At 74.9% G+C, this 15,494-nt stretch carries 11 protein-coding genes and 2 pseudogenes; 8 read left to right on the top strand and 5 right to left on the bottom strand.

The features are described 5' to 3' along the window. Positions 1-7 precede the first annotated feature (7 nt). From SZN_RS16165 to SZN_RS16145, 5 genes are all read left to right on the top strand, one after another. A complete protein-coding gene (locus tag SZN_RS16165) occupies positions 8-838 on the top strand; it encodes an alpha/beta fold hydrolase (protein ID WP_007496245.1) in 831 nt (276 codons plus the stop codon). A gap of 403 nt (positions 839-1,241) precedes the next feature. Then, on the top strand, positions 1,242-2,816 hold the full coding sequence (locus tag SZN_RS16160; RefSeq protein WP_007496244.1) for an alkaline phosphatase D family protein: 1,575 nt from the start codon (positions 1,242-1,244) through the stop codon (positions 2,814-2,816). Positions 2,817-3,023: 207 nt separating this feature from the next. Further along, on the top strand, positions 3,024-4,430 hold the full coding sequence (locus SZN_RS16155) for an SWIM zinc finger family protein (protein ID WP_078508646.1): 1,407 nt from the start codon (positions 3,024-3,026) through the stop codon (positions 4,428-4,430). Then, on the top strand, positions 4,430-7,093 hold the full coding sequence (locus tag SZN_RS16150; protein ID WP_007496240.1) for a DUF7825 domain-containing protein: 2,664 nt from the start codon (positions 4,430-4,432) through the stop codon (positions 7,091-7,093). The genes SZN_RS16155 and SZN_RS16150 overlap by 1 nt, the downstream gene beginning before the upstream one ends. Positions 7,094-7,230: 137 nt before the next feature. Next, positions 7,231-8,757, top strand: a complete 1,527-nt coding sequence (locus SZN_RS16145; protein WP_050815070.1) for a GNAT family N-acetyltransferase — start codon at positions 7,231-7,233, stop codon at positions 8,755-8,757. Between the two features lie 517 nt (positions 8,758-9,274). Here SZN_RS16145 and SZN_RS16140 read toward each other — a convergent pair. Next, complete coding sequence (locus tag SZN_RS16140; RefSeq protein ID WP_007496236.1) at positions 9,275-10,474, bottom strand: trans-sulfuration enzyme family protein; 1,200 nt, start codon at positions 10,472-10,474, stop codon at positions 9,275-9,277. A gap of 110 nt (positions 10,475-10,584) precedes the next feature. On the opposite strand from SZN_RS16140, the gene SZN_RS16135 reads away from it, so the two are divergent. Then, entirely contained in the window at positions 10,585-11,091 is a 507-nt protein-coding gene (locus tag SZN_RS16135) for an Lrp/AsnC family transcriptional regulator (RefSeq protein ID WP_007496234.1), read from the top strand. A 64-nt stretch (positions 11,092-11,155) separates the two neighbouring features. Further along, the gene (locus SZN_RS16130) at positions 11,156-12,844 is read left to right on the top strand and encodes a DUF885 domain-containing protein (RefSeq protein ID WP_043731049.1); all 1,689 of its coding nucleotides are present in this window, start codon (positions 11,156-11,158) and stop codon (positions 12,842-12,844) included. A 21-nt stretch (positions 12,845-12,865) separates the two neighbouring features. Here the strand turns inward: SZN_RS16130 and SZN_RS16125 are convergent, their stop codons facing one another. From SZN_RS16125 to SZN_RS42595, 3 genes and pseudogenes are all read right to left on the bottom strand, one after another. Continuing rightward, positions 12,866-13,699 (bottom strand): SDR family oxidoreductase, encoded by an 834-nt coding sequence (locus SZN_RS16125; RefSeq protein ID WP_007496229.1) that lies wholly within the window; start codon positions 13,697-13,699, stop codon positions 12,866-12,868. 92 nt (positions 13,700-13,791) lie between these two features. Next, positions 13,792-14,307 carry an immunity 21 family protein gene (locus SZN_RS16120; protein WP_007496227.1) on the bottom strand — a complete coding sequence of 172 codons (516 nt, stop codon included), beginning with the start codon at positions 14,305-14,307 and terminating at the stop codon, positions 13,792-13,794. A 57-nt stretch (positions 14,308-14,364) separates the two neighbouring features. Next, positions 14,365-14,644: pseudogene (locus SZN_RS42595) on the bottom strand (rhodanese-like domain-containing protein); the annotation flags it as partial. Between the two features lie 11 nt (positions 14,645-14,655). Between SZN_RS42595 and SZN_RS42590 the strand changes: the two are divergent. Then, positions 14,656-14,814, top strand: a pseudogene (locus tag SZN_RS42590) (Lrp/AsnC family transcriptional regulator); the annotation flags it as partial. Here SZN_RS42590 and SZN_RS16110 read toward each other — a convergent pair. Further along, positions 14,808-15,494 (bottom strand): SbcC/MukB-like Walker B domain-containing protein (locus SZN_RS16110; protein ID WP_007496224.1); only part of this gene is annotated, 687 nt, incomplete at its 5' end. The pseudogene SZN_RS42590 and the gene SZN_RS16110 sit on opposite strands and share 7 nt — an antisense overlap.

Raw genomic sequence — 15,494 nt, 5'->3', positions numbered from 1 at the left:
CACCGTCATGTCCGCCACCGTCTCCTTCCAGGTCGCCTCGCCCGTGGGACCGCGCGACGTGAGCGTCGACTACGCGCGCGTGGGCAGCGGCGAGCCCCTGCTCCTGCTGCACGGCATCGGTCACCACCGGCAGGTCTGGGATCCGGTCGTGGACGTCCTCGCGGGCGAGCGCGACGTCATCTCCGTGGACCTGCCCGGCTTCGGCACCTCCCCCGGGCTTCCGGACGGACTCGGCTACGACCTGGCCACGACCACGGCGGTGTTCGGCGCGTTCTGCGCGGCGCTGGGGCTCGACCGCCCGCACGTGGCGGGCAACTCGCTGGGCGGTCTGATCGCCCTGGAGCTGGGCCGCGAGAAGCGCGTACGGTCCGTCACCGCGCTCTCCCCCGCGGGCTTCTGGTCCCCGGCGGAGCGGCGCTACGCCTTCGGCGTGCTGCTGGCCATGCGGCACATCTCGCGCCGGATGCCGCTGCCGCTGGTGGAGCAGCTCTCCCGCTCGGCGGCCGGCCGGACCGTCCTGACGAGCACGATCTACGCCCGCCCCGGCCGCCGTTCGCCCGAGGCCGTGGTCGCGGAGACGCTCGCCCTCGCGGGCGCCACGGGGTTCGACCAGACCCTCGCGGCGGGGCGGACCGTGCGGTTCGGCGACGACGTCCCCGAGATCCCGGTCACCGTGGCCTGGGGCAGCAGGGACCGGCTGCTGGTACGCCGGCAGGGCGTGCGCGCCAAGCAGATCATCCCCCGGGCCCGCCTGGTGCGGCTGCCCGGGTGCGGCCACTGCCCGATGAACGACGACCCTGCCCTCGTCGCCCGCGTCATCCTCGACGGCAGTCGCTGACCTGGGGGTGAGGGCGCGGGGCGGGTCGGGGCACCGGGGTGTCCCGGGAGGGGGTGGGCCACCGGGAGGGGCTGCACGGACGTACGGGTGCGGGGGCGGGTCGCACCGTCCGGGGCTGCGGGAGCGGGTCGCGCCACCCGGGGTGTCCGCAACCGCCCGCGCGCGTGCGGGCACGGTGAGCCGGCGGTGCGCCCGCCGGACCCGAGAGCGGACCGCCCTCCCGCGCGCGGGGCACGGGTCATCTCGTCGGTGATGGTGACGTTGGTCTTGGACCGCCCTCCCGCGCGTGGAGCACGGTCTCCCGGCGGGCGCGGCCAGTTGTTCACCTGCGGTTTGCGTGTGCGCTGCGGCGCACCAGTAGTTGTGGCACTGCGCACTGGCCGGATCCCGCCCTGGAGGCTCCATGTCACACCGTCCCTTCCCGGCTCGCCGCAGTGTCCTGCGCGGCTCGCTCGCCGCGTCGGCGGGGCTCGCCCTGCCCCCGGCACTCGGCTCGGCACCGGCCCTCGCCCTGTCCGGGCGCCCACGCGCGGGCTGGGGCGTGCAGACCGGCGACGTGACCCGTGACTCGGGGCTGGTGTGGGTGCGGTCGGACCGCCCGGCCCGCATGATCGTCGAGACGTCCGCGACCGAGTCGTTCCGCTCGCCCCGCCGTTGGCACGGCCCGCTGCTGGGCGCGAAGACCGACTTCACCGGCACCACGCAGCTGCACGGGCTGCCGTCCGGTGAGCAGATCCACTACCGCGTGCTCCTGGCCGACCCCGACGACCCGCGCCGTACCGGCGAGCCGGTCACCGGCACCTTCCGCACCGCCTCCGCCAAACGCCGCGAGGGGGTGCGCTTCGTGTGGTCGGGCGACATCGCCGGGCAGGGCTGGGGCATCAACCCCGACCTCGGCGGCTACCGCATCTACGACGCGATGGCCGCCCTGGACCCGGACTTCTTCCTGTGCAGCGGCGACAACGTCTACGCGGACGGGCCCATCTCGCCCACCGTGGCCCTGCCGGACGGCAGCACCTGGCGCAACGTCACCACCGAGGAGAAGTCCAAGGTCGCGGAGACCCTGGCGGAGTTCCGGGGCAACTTCCGGTACAACCTGCTCGACGACAACCTGAAGCGGTTCAACGCCCAGGTGCCCTCCATCGTCCAGTGGGACGACCACGAGGTGGTCAACAACTGGTACCCGGGTGAGATCCTCACCGACGCCCGCTACACCGAGAAGAGCGTCGACGTCCTGGCCGCCCGCGCGCGGCAGGCGTTCTCCGAGTACTTCCCCATCTCGACGCTGCGCCGCCCCGAGGGCCGGGTCTACCGCGTGGTGCGGCACGGTCCGCTGCTGGACGTGTTCGTGCTGGACATGCGCACCTACCGCAACGCCAACTCGGCCAACAACCAGCCCGCCGACGCCGAGGGCGTCCTCGGTGCGGAGCAGCTGGCCTGGCTCAAGCGGGAACTGGCCTCCTCGCGAGCGGTGTGGAAGGTGATCGCGTCGGACATGCCGCTGGGCCTGGTCGTACCGGACTCCGGCGACGGCAGGCCGGACTACGAGGCCGTGGCCCAGGCCGACCCCGGGGCGCCGCTGGGCCGGGAGCTGCAGATCGCGGAACTGCTGCGTTTCGTCAAGCACCGCAGGATCACCGGCACGGTCTGGCTGACGGCCGACGTCCACCACACCTCGGCCCAGCACTACCAGCCGTCACGGGCCGCGTTCGCCGACTTCGAGCCGTTCTGGGAGTTCGTCTCGGGTCCGCTGAACGCGGGCGCCTTCCCGGCCAGCGCGCTGGACGGCACCTTCGGGCCGGAGCGGGTGTTCGTGAAGGCGCCGACGGCCTCGAACGTCTCCCCCGCCGGGGGCTACCAGTTCTTCGGCGAGGTCGACATCGACGGCGGCAGCGCGGAGTTGACGGTACGGCTGCGGGAGGCCGACGGCACCGTGCTGTTCACCCAGGTGCTCCGGCCGGGCAGGGTCGGCCAGTAGTCCCCCTCGGCCGTGCGGCGCGCCGGAGCACTCCGCTCCGGTGCGCGGCACGGTCGTCGGCGAAGGGCCGGGAAGCCGCCCCCGGCCCAAGGCGGGCAACCCCCGGCCGCCCGCCCCGCGTCCTCGCCGCGCTCCGTGAACTGCTCGCCGTGAAGAGCGTTTTCGCAGGTCGGACGGATTGTCAGTGGTCGCCTCTACGGTTTTTCCATGACGCGATCCTTGCAGGCCGTGGCCTATTGCCGATCTTCCGTGCTGGAGTCCTCGGCGGACGGACAGCGCCTGGGACTGGAGACCTCCCAGGGTGCGACACCCTCGGGTGTGCAGGACCATCCCCGCTTCTTCGCCGGCTTCCTGACGTCTCCGCAGATCGCCTCCGCGGGGCTGCTCGCGGTGGCCGACGTGGCCGCCGCCCGCTACTACCAGCAGCAGCTGCGCGCCTCCCTCGACCCCGTGGTGACGGGCAACGGCGACAGGCTGCGCTTCGAGTCGTTCTCCGGCTGCTGCGGGGTGTACGCCCGCCTGGACGTCCTGGAGCCGGGGCTCGACGGGGGCGAGGTGGGACACGGCACGACGAACGTCGACGTCAACAACCCGCTGCGCGAGGCCCTGTCCAGGATCGGCTCGGACGACCCGCTCCATCTGCGGGTGGGCCCCGAGGAGCTGGCCGTGACCACGCTCGACGGCCCGGTCGTCGAGAAGAAGGTGCCGCTCCCGGACCGCTGGCTGCGGGGCTTCGCGGAGGCGCAGGTGATCGCGGCCGGCTTCGATCTGCGGGCCGAGCTGCCGGCCGCCGAGGCGGTGCGGTTCCTGCGCTCCCTGCCGCGGGGCGGGGGGCGGGGGGCCTCGGGCGGGGCCCGCTGGGTGGTGCCGTCGGGCCGGGGCCTGCGGCCGTCCACCCGTCCGGTGCCGGGCGCGGTCTGCCTGCCGGGGCCGGAGCGGCTGGCTGCCCTCCAGCGGGTGCTGCGGCACGCCACGGCCCTGCGGGTGTACGGTCCCGCGGTCACGGCCGGGGCGGCGGCCACGGCGAGCGCGTGGGAGGCGGTCCTGCCGGGGATGCGGCTGACTCTGACGCTGTCACCGGACGCGTCGCGGGGGTTCTCCGGCGAGGGCGGCGTCCTGGACGCCCTCGCGACGGACGAGGCCGGTGAGGACGCGGAGCTGATCGCGGTCCTCCTCGCGTGGGAGCCGCGTGTCGACGTGGCGGACCTCGCGGCGTCCTCGGGACTGGCGCCCGAGCGCGTGCGGGCGGCCCTGGTCCGGCTCGGCACGTCCGGCCGGGTCGGGTACGACACGGCGGAGGCGGCCTACTTCCACCGGGAGCTGCCGTACGACGCGGAGCGGGTCGAGCGCCACAATCCGCGGCTGCGGTCGGCGCGGGCACTGGTCGCGGCGGGCGCGGTCACACTGGGCGGCTCCGTCGGGACGGTGACGGCCGAGGACGGGCACGTCCACCGCGTGCGCGACGAGGCGGGCGTCCTCAGCTGCAGCTGCGTGTGGTGGGCGAAGTACCGGGGCGGGCGCGGGCCGTGCAAGCACGCGCTGGCGGTGCGGATGGTGCGCCGGGGCGACGTCCCGGCGGAGCGGGACATGGCGGGAATCGAGGAGAGCGCGTGATGAGTTCACTGGTGGCGGCGGTGCGGGCCGGGCGGACGGCCGAGGTGGTGAGCCTGCTCGACGGGATGACGGAAGCCGAACGCCGCGCGTGCTTCCCCGAGTTGCGGGCGCTGCGCAAGGAGCTGCGGGCGGACCAGTGGAGTTCCCAGTCGCGCCGCGCCTATCCCGCGCTGCACGCCGCGGGCACCGCGTGCCAGACCGGTGCGGCGGGAGTGGCGACCTGGATCGCCGCGGCCGACCTGCGCTGGCAGCCGGTGTCCCCCGGGGTGCTGATCGACCTGCTGGGCGATCGCTCCCCCGCTTGGCTGGCCGAGCTGGTGCGACGGCTCGCCGAACGGCCGCCGGCCACCGAGGTGCCGTACGAGCTGATGGCGGGGCTGGTGCGCCTGTCGGGCTGCCCGGTGCCGACCACGGAGGCGTACGTCCACGGCTGGGCGGAGCACGTCGGCGGGCTCTGGCAGCGCGGCGGCACGCTGCTGGACCGGCTCCGCAAGGACCCCCATCTCGCCACGCTGACGGCGGCGTTGTTCGAGACCGAGGACATCGGCGGACGCCTGTCGTGGCCCGCGACGGAGGGCGAGGACAGCTGGAGCGGGGCGCTCGCGCGGCTGACCGCCGAGGGCGCCCTGGACCGGCGGGCGACGGTCGCCGCCTGTGTGGCCCGGCTGCTGCGCGGCGGCCCGGTCGCCGACCAGCGGTTCTTCCTGCGGATGCTCCAGACGTTCGCCCTCACCCGCGACGAGGAGCACGCGCACATCGCCGACTGGCTGGCACTGGCCGGCGACGCCCCCTCCCCGGTGGCGGCCCACGCCCAGTCGGTCCTCGCGTCGCTGGCCCTCGACGGCCGGCTGAGCACGCGCCGGCTGGCGGAGATGTCCGGCGCGGTCCTCTTCCGCCCGGAGAAGAAGCTCGTACGCTCCCAGCTCGTCCTGCTGGGCAAGGCGATCACGCGGGACCCGGGGACAGCCGACGAGCTGCTGCCCGTCGTCGCCCAGGCGTTCGAGCACGAGGACTCCGATGTGCAGGAGCGGGCGCTGAAGCTGGTGGAGCGGCATCTGCGCAAGGCGGCGACCGCCGAGGCCAGGGAGGAGGTCGCGGCACTCGCCGGCCGGCTGATCCCGACGCTGCGCAAGCGGGCCGCCGAGAGCCTCGGGGCCGCCCCCGAGGCGGCGGAGCCGGCGGCGTACGAGGAGATCCTGCCCCCCGCGCCGCAGCCGGCCAGGCTCGCACCGGCCCCCGAGTCGGCGGTGGAGCTGGCCGAGGAGGTCAACGTGCTGCTCGCCGCCGACGGTGACGTGGCGGCGTTCGAGCGGGCTCTGGACGGGCTGGTCCGGCACGCCCACCTCGACCGGGCGGCACTGCTGGAGGCGCTGGAACCGGTGGTCGCGGGCCGCTGGTGGAGCAAGGACGACCCCGCCCGCCACTACGGCACGGACGACTACTTCACCCGCCAGGGCCTGGTCGGCGCGGCGCACGGTCTCGAACTCCTGATGGCGACGCTGCTGGGGAAGGTGTCCACCACCGCGCTCCACCGGGCCGTCCGGCTCGGCACGGGCACCGGCACCCGCGAGTGCGGCCACCAGCCGCTCACCCGCGCCTTCGGGGCCCGGTTCTGGGAGGTGGCGTACCGCCTGGGCACCGAGCCGCTGCCGTTCCTGCTGTCCACGCCCACCTGGAGCACGGGGCTGCTGGAGCCGGACGACCTCGTGGCCCGGCTCGGCGAGTACCGCCGCCTGGGCGCACACGTCTCGGCGGCCGACTTCGCGCAGGCGCTGCTGCGGGTACGGCGCGCCGACCGTGCCGCGGCCGGAGCGGCGGCGCGGCGGGCGGTGGCGCTCGGCACGGTGGAGGGCGCCCGTCTCGCCGCATGGCTGGGCGGCGACGCCGTCGCCACTCCGGTGGTCCGGCGCACCGTGCACAGCCGCCTCCTGGTCGAGACCGGCGAGATCGCGGAGCTGCGGGACGTCCTGCCGGCCGCCTTCCGTCCGCTGGGAGAGCCGGTGAGCGTCTACAAGAACCGCTGGTACTGCTTCCACGGGGGCGACTCGATGCGCCGGCACTGGCTCGCACTGCTGCCCGAGCGGCGTGAGTTCGTGGCGGCCAGGCTGCTGCACGGCATCTCCTCGACCGCCATGGACGACACCCGCGGCGAGGCGGTGATCCTGCCGCTGCTCGCCGAGTCGGAGGGCGAGGCCGGTGAGGCGGTGCACCTGGCCGTGGCGTACGGGCTCGGCGCACGGCACCCCGAGGACCGGCTCGCCGCCGCGGACGCCCTGCTGGTGCTGGCGGCGCGGGGGCAGCTGGACGCCGACCGGCTGGGCTCGGATCTGGGGCAGTTGATACGGCGCGGCGCCGTGAAGCCGTCACGGCTCGTGGAGTCGATCCGTACGGCGGTGGACACGGGGGCGTACGGAACGGTCTGGGCGATACTCCGGCAGACCCTGCCGATCCTGCTCGCGGACCTCGCGGCGGCGACCTCGGGCACGGCCGCTCCGGCGCGCGGACTCGCCGATCTGCTGGGCATCGCCGCGGAGTGTGCCGAGCGGACCGGGGTCCGCGAGGAGTTGCCGCATCTGTCGCGGGCGGCCGAACGCCGGGGCACGTCGCGGCTGGTGAGCCAGGCCCGGCGGCTGCACGGCGCGCTGGAGGGGACCGCCGCGTGAAGGGGAGGGTACCGAGCGGGCGGCGGATGGTTGTGCGCCGCAACTGTAGAAAGCGGTATGAAATGCCATAAGCCTTCTTTACCGCCCGGTCACAAAGCGTTCGTGATCACGCAACACGATTCCTTCACAGTGACTGCATGAGTCGAGACTTGTCTGATGTGACCCGTGCCCGGCACGGACGCCCCGTCCACCACGGGCGGCGCCGGGCCGTGACCCTGGCCGCACTCCTGACAGCGGTCGCGGTGGCCGACACCGCGGCGCATCCGCTCGGGCACGGACCCGGGGCACCGGCGCTGCTGGTTCCGGCGGGGCTGCTGGTCGCGGCGGCAGGATGGCCGACCCGGTGGACACGTCGCCACGGTCACGCGCCTCCGGCAGGCGATACCGGTGCCCGGCCGCGCTCCGAGACGCCGGCCGGGCCCCCGCAGCCGTCGGGATTCCCGCGGCGTCCCAAGCCGTCCGGGCCGGCGGGGAGTTCGGGCGCGACGGGCCACTCGGGCTCTTCGCGTCCTTCGGGCCCCCCGGGTCCCTCGGGTGAGGCAGGCGGGGCGGGTCCCGGGCAGGAGCCCGGCCTGTGGCGGATGCGGACGACGGTGCGGGACGAGCCCGGCTCCCTGGCGGCGCTGTGCACGGCGCTCGCCGGGCTCCGCGTGGACATCCTGAGCCTTCAGACGCATCCGCTGGCCGACGGCACCGTGGACGAGTTCCTGCTGCGGGCCCCCGGCGGGCTCGACGCGGCGGGGATCTCGCGGGCGGTCGCGGCGGCGGGCGGTACCGGCACCTGGAGCGAGCGGGCCGACGCGCACGATCTGGTGGACGCGCCGACCCGCGTGCTGGCACTGGCCACCCGTACCGCGCTGGACTCCGCGGAACTGCCGCTGGCGCTGCGGCAGTTGCTGGGCCGGTGCACCATCCGGTCGCTGCCCGCCGGGGCGGCCCGGGGCGGGGCCCCGGTGGAGGGGGTGCTGGAGGACACCGTGATGCGCCTGCGGGCACCGGAGGGCGGGGTGATCACGGTGGAGCGGCCGTATCTGCCGTTCACGCCGACCGAGTTCGCCCGCGCCCGCGCGCTGGTGGAGCTGGACGCCCGGCTCGGGCCGCGCGTGCCGCACGGCCCGGACGTGCTGACCCTGCCCGAGGGGAACGACATCACCGTGCGCCGGGCCGACCCCGGCGACCACCGCGCCGCGAAGGAGATGCACACGCGGTGCTCCGCGCGGACCCTGCGGATGCGGTACCACGGGCCGGTCGGTGACGCCGACCGCTATCTGGGGCATCTGCTCAGCCCGCGCCACGGCCGTACGCTCGCCGCGCAGACGGCGTCCGGACGCGTCGTCGGCCTCGGCCATCTGCTGTGGGACGGCGACGAGACGGAGGTCGCGCTGCTCGTCGAGGACGCCTGGCAGCAGCGCGGCATCGGCGGTGAACTGCTCGTGAGGCTGGTGGCGATGGCGGTCGAGGCGGGCTGCGAGAGCGTGTACGCCGTGACGCAGTCCTCCAACACCGGCATGGTCGCCGCGATGCGGGGCCTCGGACTGCCCCTCGACTACCAGATCGAGGAGGGCACCCTGGTCATCACGGCCCGCCTGCCCGCTCCCCCGTCCGGACCGGCCACGGAACAGCTGTCGGGCACGAGCGAACGGGGCGGCGCCCCGGCACCGTGACCGCCCCGGGGCCGTCCTGGGGCCGCCCCGGGGCCGTCCTGGGGCCGCCCTGTCCGGCACACCGGCCCTCAACTCCGGCCGGGGCGCGAGCCAGTGGGCTCCGGCCGGGGCCGGGGGCCTCACCGCCGGGCGGGGGCGGTACGTTCACCTCCGTCCGCGGCGCGCGCCCTTCGGCGCGAGTCCAGTCCGGGGCGTGGGCCTCAACCCCGTCCAGGCTGTTCGCGGGAGCGTTGACGCGATGTCGCCCGTACCGATGAGTCTGATGCCGACCCGAGGTCGATACTCCTGGTTCAGCGGTCGGGGCTCCTGGATCGACGGACGAGGACGGGCCCCTGTGCCGGGGACGCCACATGCCTTCGCAAACGCCCCGCCCCGCCCCGCCGGGCACCCGTACCCGCCCGCTACGGGAGAGCGGACGTGTCCGCGGCCGGGAAGCCCGCGGTTTCCCGCGGGCTTCCCGGACCACGGCCCCGCCCCCGCGCCCCCGTGCGCGCGGGTCCTCAAGGCGGAGGGGCCCTCACCCCGCCGCGACCGCCACCGTGTGCCCCGGCGTCTCGTCGCCCCCGGCGGCGGCGCGGTGAAGGGCCTGGTCCAGGTCCGTCCACAGGTCCTCCACGTCCTCCAGGCCCACCGACATCCGCAGCAGCCGGTCGCTCACCCCGGCGCCCCGGCGGGCCTCGGCGTCCACGATGCGGTGGCTGATGGACGCGGGGTGCTGGATGAGGGAGTCGACGCTGCCGAGGCTGACGGCGGGCGTGATCAGCCGGACCCCGGCGATGACCTCGTGCGGGTCGCCGTGCACCTCGAAGGCGATCATGGCGCCGCCGATGCGCGGATAGCGGACGCGGGCGACGCGCGGGTCGGCCGCGAGGCGGCGGGCGAGTTCGGCGGCGTTCTCCGAGGCGGCCCGTACCCGGACCGGCAGGGTCGACAGCCCGCGCAGCAGCAGATAGCCGGCCAGCGGATGCAGCACGCCGCCGGTGGCGAACCGTATCTGCCGCAGCTGTCCGGCGAACTCCTCGTCGCAGGCCACCACCCCCGCCATCACGTCCCCGTGCCCGCCCAGGTACTTGGTGGCGCTGTGCAGGACCAGCCGGGCGCCCCGCTCGGCGGGACGCTGGAGCACGGGTGTGGCGAAGGTGTTGTCCGCGAGCAGGGGCACGGAGCCGCAGGCGTGCGCCAGGGCCCGCAGGTCGACCTCGGCGAGGGTCGGGTTGGCCGGGGACTCCACCATCACGAGCCCGGTGTCGGGCCGCAGCGCCGCGGCCGTCCCGGCCGGGTCGGTCCAGGTCACCTCGGAGCCGAGCAGCCCGGCGGTGAGCAGGTGGTCGCTGCAGCCGTACAGGGGGCGTACGGCGACGACATGGCGCAGCCCCGCCGCGGCCCGTACGAGGAGCACGGCGCTCAGGGCCGCCATCCCGCTGGCGAAGGCGACGGCCGCCTGTGTGCCCTCCAGACGGGCGAGAGCGGTCTCGAAGCGGGCGACGGTCGGGTTGCCGAGCCGGGCGTAGACGGGCGGGCCGTCCGGTTCCGCGCCGGTGGCCGCGAAGGCGTCGATGCGGGCGGCCTCGCCGCGGCTGTCGAACGAGGGGTACGTGGTCGACAGGTCGATCGGCGGGGCGTGCAGGCCCTGCCGGGCGAGGTCGTCACGGCCGGCGTGCACGGCCTCCGTGGCGAGCGCTCTCGTCGTGGTGCGTGCGTCGTCGTCACCGGTCATGCGGCTCTCCGCCTCCCTGCTCTCTGCGTCACCGGGCTTCCTGCGCCCTGGACGCACACAGTGAACAATGACCGGATCAGGGCGATCGGACCTCGTGTTACGTTCGCCGCATGACCGAATCTGTCGTACTGGATCCGGTCGATCTGCACCTGCTGCGGCTTCTGCAGAACGACGCCCGGACCACCTACCGGGACCTCGCCGCACAGGTCGGCGTGGCGCCCTCGACCTGTCTGGACCGGGTCACGCGGCTGCGCCGCTCGGGCGTCATCCTCGGCCATCAGCTCCGGCTGGACCCGGCCAAGCTGGGCCGAGGTCTTCAGGCGCTGCTGTCCGTGCAGGTCAGGCCGCACCGCAGGGAGCTGGTCGGGCCGTTCGTGGAGCGGATCCGGGCGCTGCCGGAGTCGCGCACCGTCTTCCATCTGACGGGTCCTGACGACTATCTCGTCCATGTGGCGGTCGCGGACATGACGGATCTGCAGCGGCTGGTGCTGGACGAGTTCACGGCGCATCGCGAGGTGGCGCGTGTGGAGACGCGGCTGATCTTCCAGCAGTGGGACTGCGGTCCGCTGCTGCCGCCCGGCGCGCCGAGGAGCACGCCCTCGGCGAAATCGGGCTGACGGCACACGGCACCCGGGGGAACCGGAATGACGCGGCGGCGGTCCGCGTACGAGGATGGTCGGCATGTCCGAGATCAAGACTTCGCTGCCCCGCGGTATCGCCGACGCCTACGTCGACGACCTCATCGCCCTCGACCCGGTCACCGGGACCTACCTCGGTGTGCAGGAGAGCAACAGCAGGCTGCCCGATCTCTCGCCCGCGGGCCAGGAGGCGGTCGCCGAACTCCAGCGGGCCACGCTCGCGCGCCTCGACGAGGCCGAGCGCCGGCGCGGCGCGGACAGCGACATCGAGCGCCGGTGCGCGCGCCTGCTGCGCGAGCGGCTGACCGCCGAACTCGCCGTCCACGAGGCCGCGGAGGGCCTGCGGGCGGTCGGCAACATGGCCACGCCCGCCCACTCGGTGCGTGAGGTGTTCACGGTCACCCCGCAGCAGACCGACGAGGACTGGGCGGCGATCGCCGAGCGGCTGCGCGCGGTGCCGGCGGCGTACGCCGGCTATCGCGCCTCCCTCGAACTGGGGCTGGAGCGCGGGCTGCTCGCGGCGCCGCGGCCCACCGCCACCTTCGTCGGACAGCTCACGCAGTGGTCGGGTGCGGGTGAAGGGCGCGGCTGGTTCGAGGAGTTCGCCTCCGCCGGGCCCGAGTCGCTGCGCGCGGAGCTGGACGAGGCGGCCCGGACGGCGACGGCGGCCGTGGTGGAGCTGCGGGACTGGATGCGCGAGGTGTACGCGCCGGCCGTGCAGGGCGCGCCGGACGCGGTGGGCCGCGAGCGGTACGCCCGCTGGGCGCGCTACTTCAACGGCACGGATCTCGACCTGGACGAGGCGTACGCGTACGGCTGGTCCGAGTACCACCGGCTGCTCGGCGAGATGCGCAAGGAGGCCGAGAAGATCCTCCCGGGCGCCGCGACGCCGTGGGTGGCGCTCGCGCACCTCTTTGAGCACGGCAAGCACATCGAGGGCGTCGACGAGGTGCGTGACTGGCTCCAGGGCCTGATGGACGAGGCCATGGAGAAGCTGGACGGCACGCACTTCGAACTCGCCGAGCCGGTACGGCGGGTGGAGTCCCGTATCGCGCCGCCCGGCGGAGCGGCGGCGCCGTACTACACGCCTCCGTCGGAGGACTTCTCCCGTCCGGGCCGGACCTGGCTGCCGACGATGGGGCAGACCCGCTTCCCGGTCTACGACCTGGTCTCGACGTGGTACCACGAGGGCGTGCCCGGCCATCACCTCCAGCTCGCGCAGTGGGCGTACGTCGCCGGGGACCTGTCCCGCTACCAGGCCACGATCGGCGGGGTCAGCGCCAACGCCGAGGGCTGGGCGCTGTACGCGGAGCGGCTGATGGACGAGCTCGGCTTCCTGACCGATCCGGAGCACCGGCTCGGCTACCTGGACGCGCAGATGATGCGGGCCGCCCGTGTCATCGTCGACATCGGCATGCACCTGGAGCTGGAGATCCCCGGGGACTCGCCGTTCCACCCGGGTGAGCGCTGGACCCCGGAGCTGGCGCAGGAGTTCTTCGGAACGCACAGCAGCCGTCAGGCGGACTTCGTGGAGAGCGAGCTGACGCGGTATCTGACGATCCCGGGCCAGGCCGTCGGCTACAAGCTGGGCGAGCGGGCGTGGCTGCTGGGCCGGGAGAAGGCGCGCGAGCGCCGCGGCGACACCTTCGACCTCAAGGCGTGGCACATGGCGGCCCTGTCGCAGGGCTCGCTCGGTCTGGACGACCTGGTGGACGAGCTGGCCCGGCTCTGACGCGGGCGGGGCGGCTCCGGCTCACCGCCGGAACCCGCCCTCGGAGTTGATGACCTCACCGGTGATCCAGGCCGCCTCGTCGGTCGCCAGCCAGGCGATGAGGCGGGCCGGGTCGTCGGGCATGCCCCACCGGCCCGCCGGGAAGCGGGCCGCGACGGCCTCGTACGCCTCCCCGGTGGCGTAGTCGGTGTCGACGGGGCCGGGGTTGACGGTGTTCACCGTGATCCCCCGCCCGGTCAGGGTGGTGGCGAGGGAGCGGGTGATCGAGGCGAGGGCGCCCTTCTGGAGGGCGTAGGCGATCTCGCCGGGCATACCGCCCGCGATGTCCTGGCCGGAGGTCATCATCACGATCCGGCCGCCGGGACCGGGGGGCCGCAGCCGGGCGTGCGCCTGGACCAGGAGCAGCACCGACCGGGTGTCGACGGCCCAGTGCGCGTCGAGCAGAGCGGCGTGGATCGCGTCGAGGGGGCCGTCGGAGCCGCTGAGGGCGTGGTTGGCGACGAGGATGTCGAGCCGGCCGCCGAGCGCCGCGGTGGCCCTCGCGACCAGTTCCGCGGGCGCGGACGGATCGGCGAGGTCGCCGGGCCCGTGCACGACGGGTGCGTCCGGGTCGCCGAGCGCGTCGCGCACGGAGGCGGCGACCTCCTCGGGCCGGTCGGCTCCCCACGGCATCGCCTCGTCGTGCGGCACGTGGTGGTGGAGGTAGACGCCGGCGCCGTGCGCGGCGAGCCGGCGGGCCACGGCGTGGCCGATGCCGCCGCGCCGGGCGGCTCCGGTGACGAGGGCGGTACGGCCGCGCAGCGGCAGGGGGTCGCGGCGCAGGTCCTCGGGGGCGGGGTGCGGAAGTCGGGGCATGGCAGGTCATCATGGGCGACCACCGGGCGCCGCGCACCCGGTTATGCGCACCCGGCTGTCCGCGCGCGGTCGTCCGTGCCCGCCGGGGGCCGTCAGTGCGGCAGCGGCCTCAACCCGACGAGTACGAGCCAGGTCTCGGGGCCGGGCCGCACGTGCGCGGCGCGCACGGCGTACGCGCCGGGCGCCAGCGTGACCTTCAGGTGCTCGGTCCGCTCCGTCTCCCGTCCCGGCCAGGCCGCGTCGAAGAGGACCACAGGGCCGGGGACCTTCCAGCGCACCTCGGCTCCCCACTCCGCGCCGGCGAGCGCGTCCGGGACACGGGCGAGCACGTCCTCCTCGGAGTCGGCGGCGCACCAGCGGACGAAGACGCCGTGGTCGGGGAGGTACGCGGTGGCTGCGGGGTCGTCCCCGAGCACCAGGGCCGCGCTGTCTCCCACCGGCAGCAGTCCGACGGCCCCGTCGATCTCGCAGGCCCGGTCGTAGTCCGAGGCGGTCTCGTCGCCGTCGGCGCCCGCCCAGAACGGCAGCACCGTCTCCGGGACAGCGATCAGGGGGCCGCCGCCGGACTCGATCCACTCCACCGTGCCGGGTTCCGCGTGTCTCACCATGAGAGCAGAACCTACACGCCCCCCTCCTTCACCCTGCCACCGCACTCAACAGCCCTCTCAGCAGTCGCAGTTGTGCACGCCGGCCGGTGCCGTGAGCGGGTCGGGGGGCGGTTCGCGAGGCCCTGCCCGGTCTCGGTGGCGCAGCCCTCGCGCACCCCGTACGCGAAGCCGCCGAGCATCTCCTCGACCCGGCAGCCGGGTTCGGCGAGGGCGGGGGCGGCCCGGGTCGCGCCGTCGCAGCCGGGGCTCCGGCAGTACGTGGCGACGGGCACCGCCGGTCCAGGAGGCGGCCGGCCCGCTCGGGGACACGGGCGGTGGGGAGGTGGACGGCGCCCGGGTTGCCTGAAGACCCGCCACGTCACCGGGGACGACTGCTTCGTCATCGGGGTCACGGCCCGTTCCCTGCGGCACCCGGAGGAGGTCTCGGGCCGGAGCGGCGCGCTCGGCTCGGTGACGACGAGCGTCGTCTGCTCGTCCCCGCCGCCGCGCCGGCTCCTCGGTCAGTGACCCCGCTGGCGCAGCTCCGACCCCGATCTCCCCTTCACGACCTCCAGTTGGGCGTGGATACGGCGGCGCAGGTCGGCGACATGGCTGACGATGCCGACGCTGCGGTCGCGTTCGCGCAGCGAGTCGAGGACGTCGAGGACCTCGTCGAGGGCCTGGTCGTCCAGGGTGCCGAAGCCCTCGTCGATGAAGAGGGTGTCCAGGCGCACGCCGCCCGCCTCGTCGGTGACGACGTCGGCGAGGCCGAGGGCGAGGGCGAGGGACGCGAAGAAGGTCTCGCCGCCCGAGAGGGTCGCCGTGTCGCGTGCCCGGCCGGTCCAGGCGTCGACGACGTGCAGCCCGAGCCCGCTGCGGCCGCGGCCGGACCGGTCGTCGGAGTGGACGAGGGTGTAACGGCCGGACGACATGCGCCGCAGCCGTACGGTCGCGGCGGCGGCGACCTGCTCCAGGCGTGCCGCGAGGACGTACGACTCCAGGCGCATCCGGCGTTCGTTGTCGGCGGAGGTGCCCGCGGTGAGGGCGGCCAGCCGGGCCACGCGGTCGTAGTCCTCACGCAGCGGCCCGAGCCGGCGGACGGCCGTGGCCGCCCGCGCGGAGAGGCGGTCCAGCTCGGCGCAGCGGCGCCGGGCCGCGTCCCGCGCGGAGGCGGCGTCGCGGGTCCGCCGGGCGGCCTCGGCCGCGGT

Source organism: Streptomyces zinciresistens K42 (assembly GCF_000225525.1).
Lineage (GTDB): Bacteria > Actinomycetota > Actinomycetes > Streptomycetales > Streptomycetaceae > Streptomyces > Streptomyces zinciresistens.
Note: the sequence above shows the minus strand (reverse complement) of the source record. Positions and strands in the feature narration are given on the sequence as shown.

What these genes read in the sequence shown, in the direction of transcription:
- SZN_RS16150 (WP_007496240.1), top strand. Translation starts at nt 4,430, where the DNA reads ATGAGTTCACTGGTGGCGGCGGTGCGGGCCGGGCGGACGGCCGAGGTG.
- SZN_RS16140 (WP_007496236.1), bottom strand. Translation starts at nt 10,474, where the DNA reads ATGACCGGTGACGACGACGCACGCACCACGACGAGAGCGCTCGCCACG.
- SZN_RS16125 (WP_007496229.1), bottom strand. Translation starts at nt 13,699, where the DNA reads ATGCCCCGACTTCCGCACCCCGCCCCCGAGGACCTGCGCCGCGACCCC.
- SZN_RS16120 (WP_007496227.1), bottom strand. Translation starts at nt 14,307, where the DNA reads ATGGTGAGACACGCGGAACCCGGCACGGTGGAGTGGATCGAGTCCGGC.
- SZN_RS16165 (WP_007496245.1), top strand. Translation starts at nt 8, where the DNA reads ATGTCCGCCACCGTCTCCTTCCAGGTCGCCTCGCCCGTGGGACCGCGC.
- SZN_RS16130 (WP_043731049.1), top strand. Translation starts at nt 11,156, where the DNA reads ATGTCCGAGATCAAGACTTCGCTGCCCCGCGGTATCGCCGACGCCTAC.
- SZN_RS16160 (WP_007496244.1), top strand. Translation starts at nt 1,242, where the DNA reads ATGTCACACCGTCCCTTCCCGGCTCGCCGCAGTGTCCTGCGCGGCTCG.
- SZN_RS16145 (WP_050815070.1), top strand. Translation starts at nt 7,231, where the DNA reads ATGAGTCGAGACTTGTCTGATGTGACCCGTGCCCGGCACGGACGCCCC.
- SZN_RS16155 (WP_078508646.1), top strand. Translation starts at nt 3,024, where the DNA reads ATGACGCGATCCTTGCAGGCCGTGGCCTATTGCCGATCTTCCGTGCTG.
- SZN_RS16135 (WP_007496234.1), top strand. Translation starts at nt 10,585, where the DNA reads ATGACCGAATCTGTCGTACTGGATCCGGTCGATCTGCACCTGCTGCGG.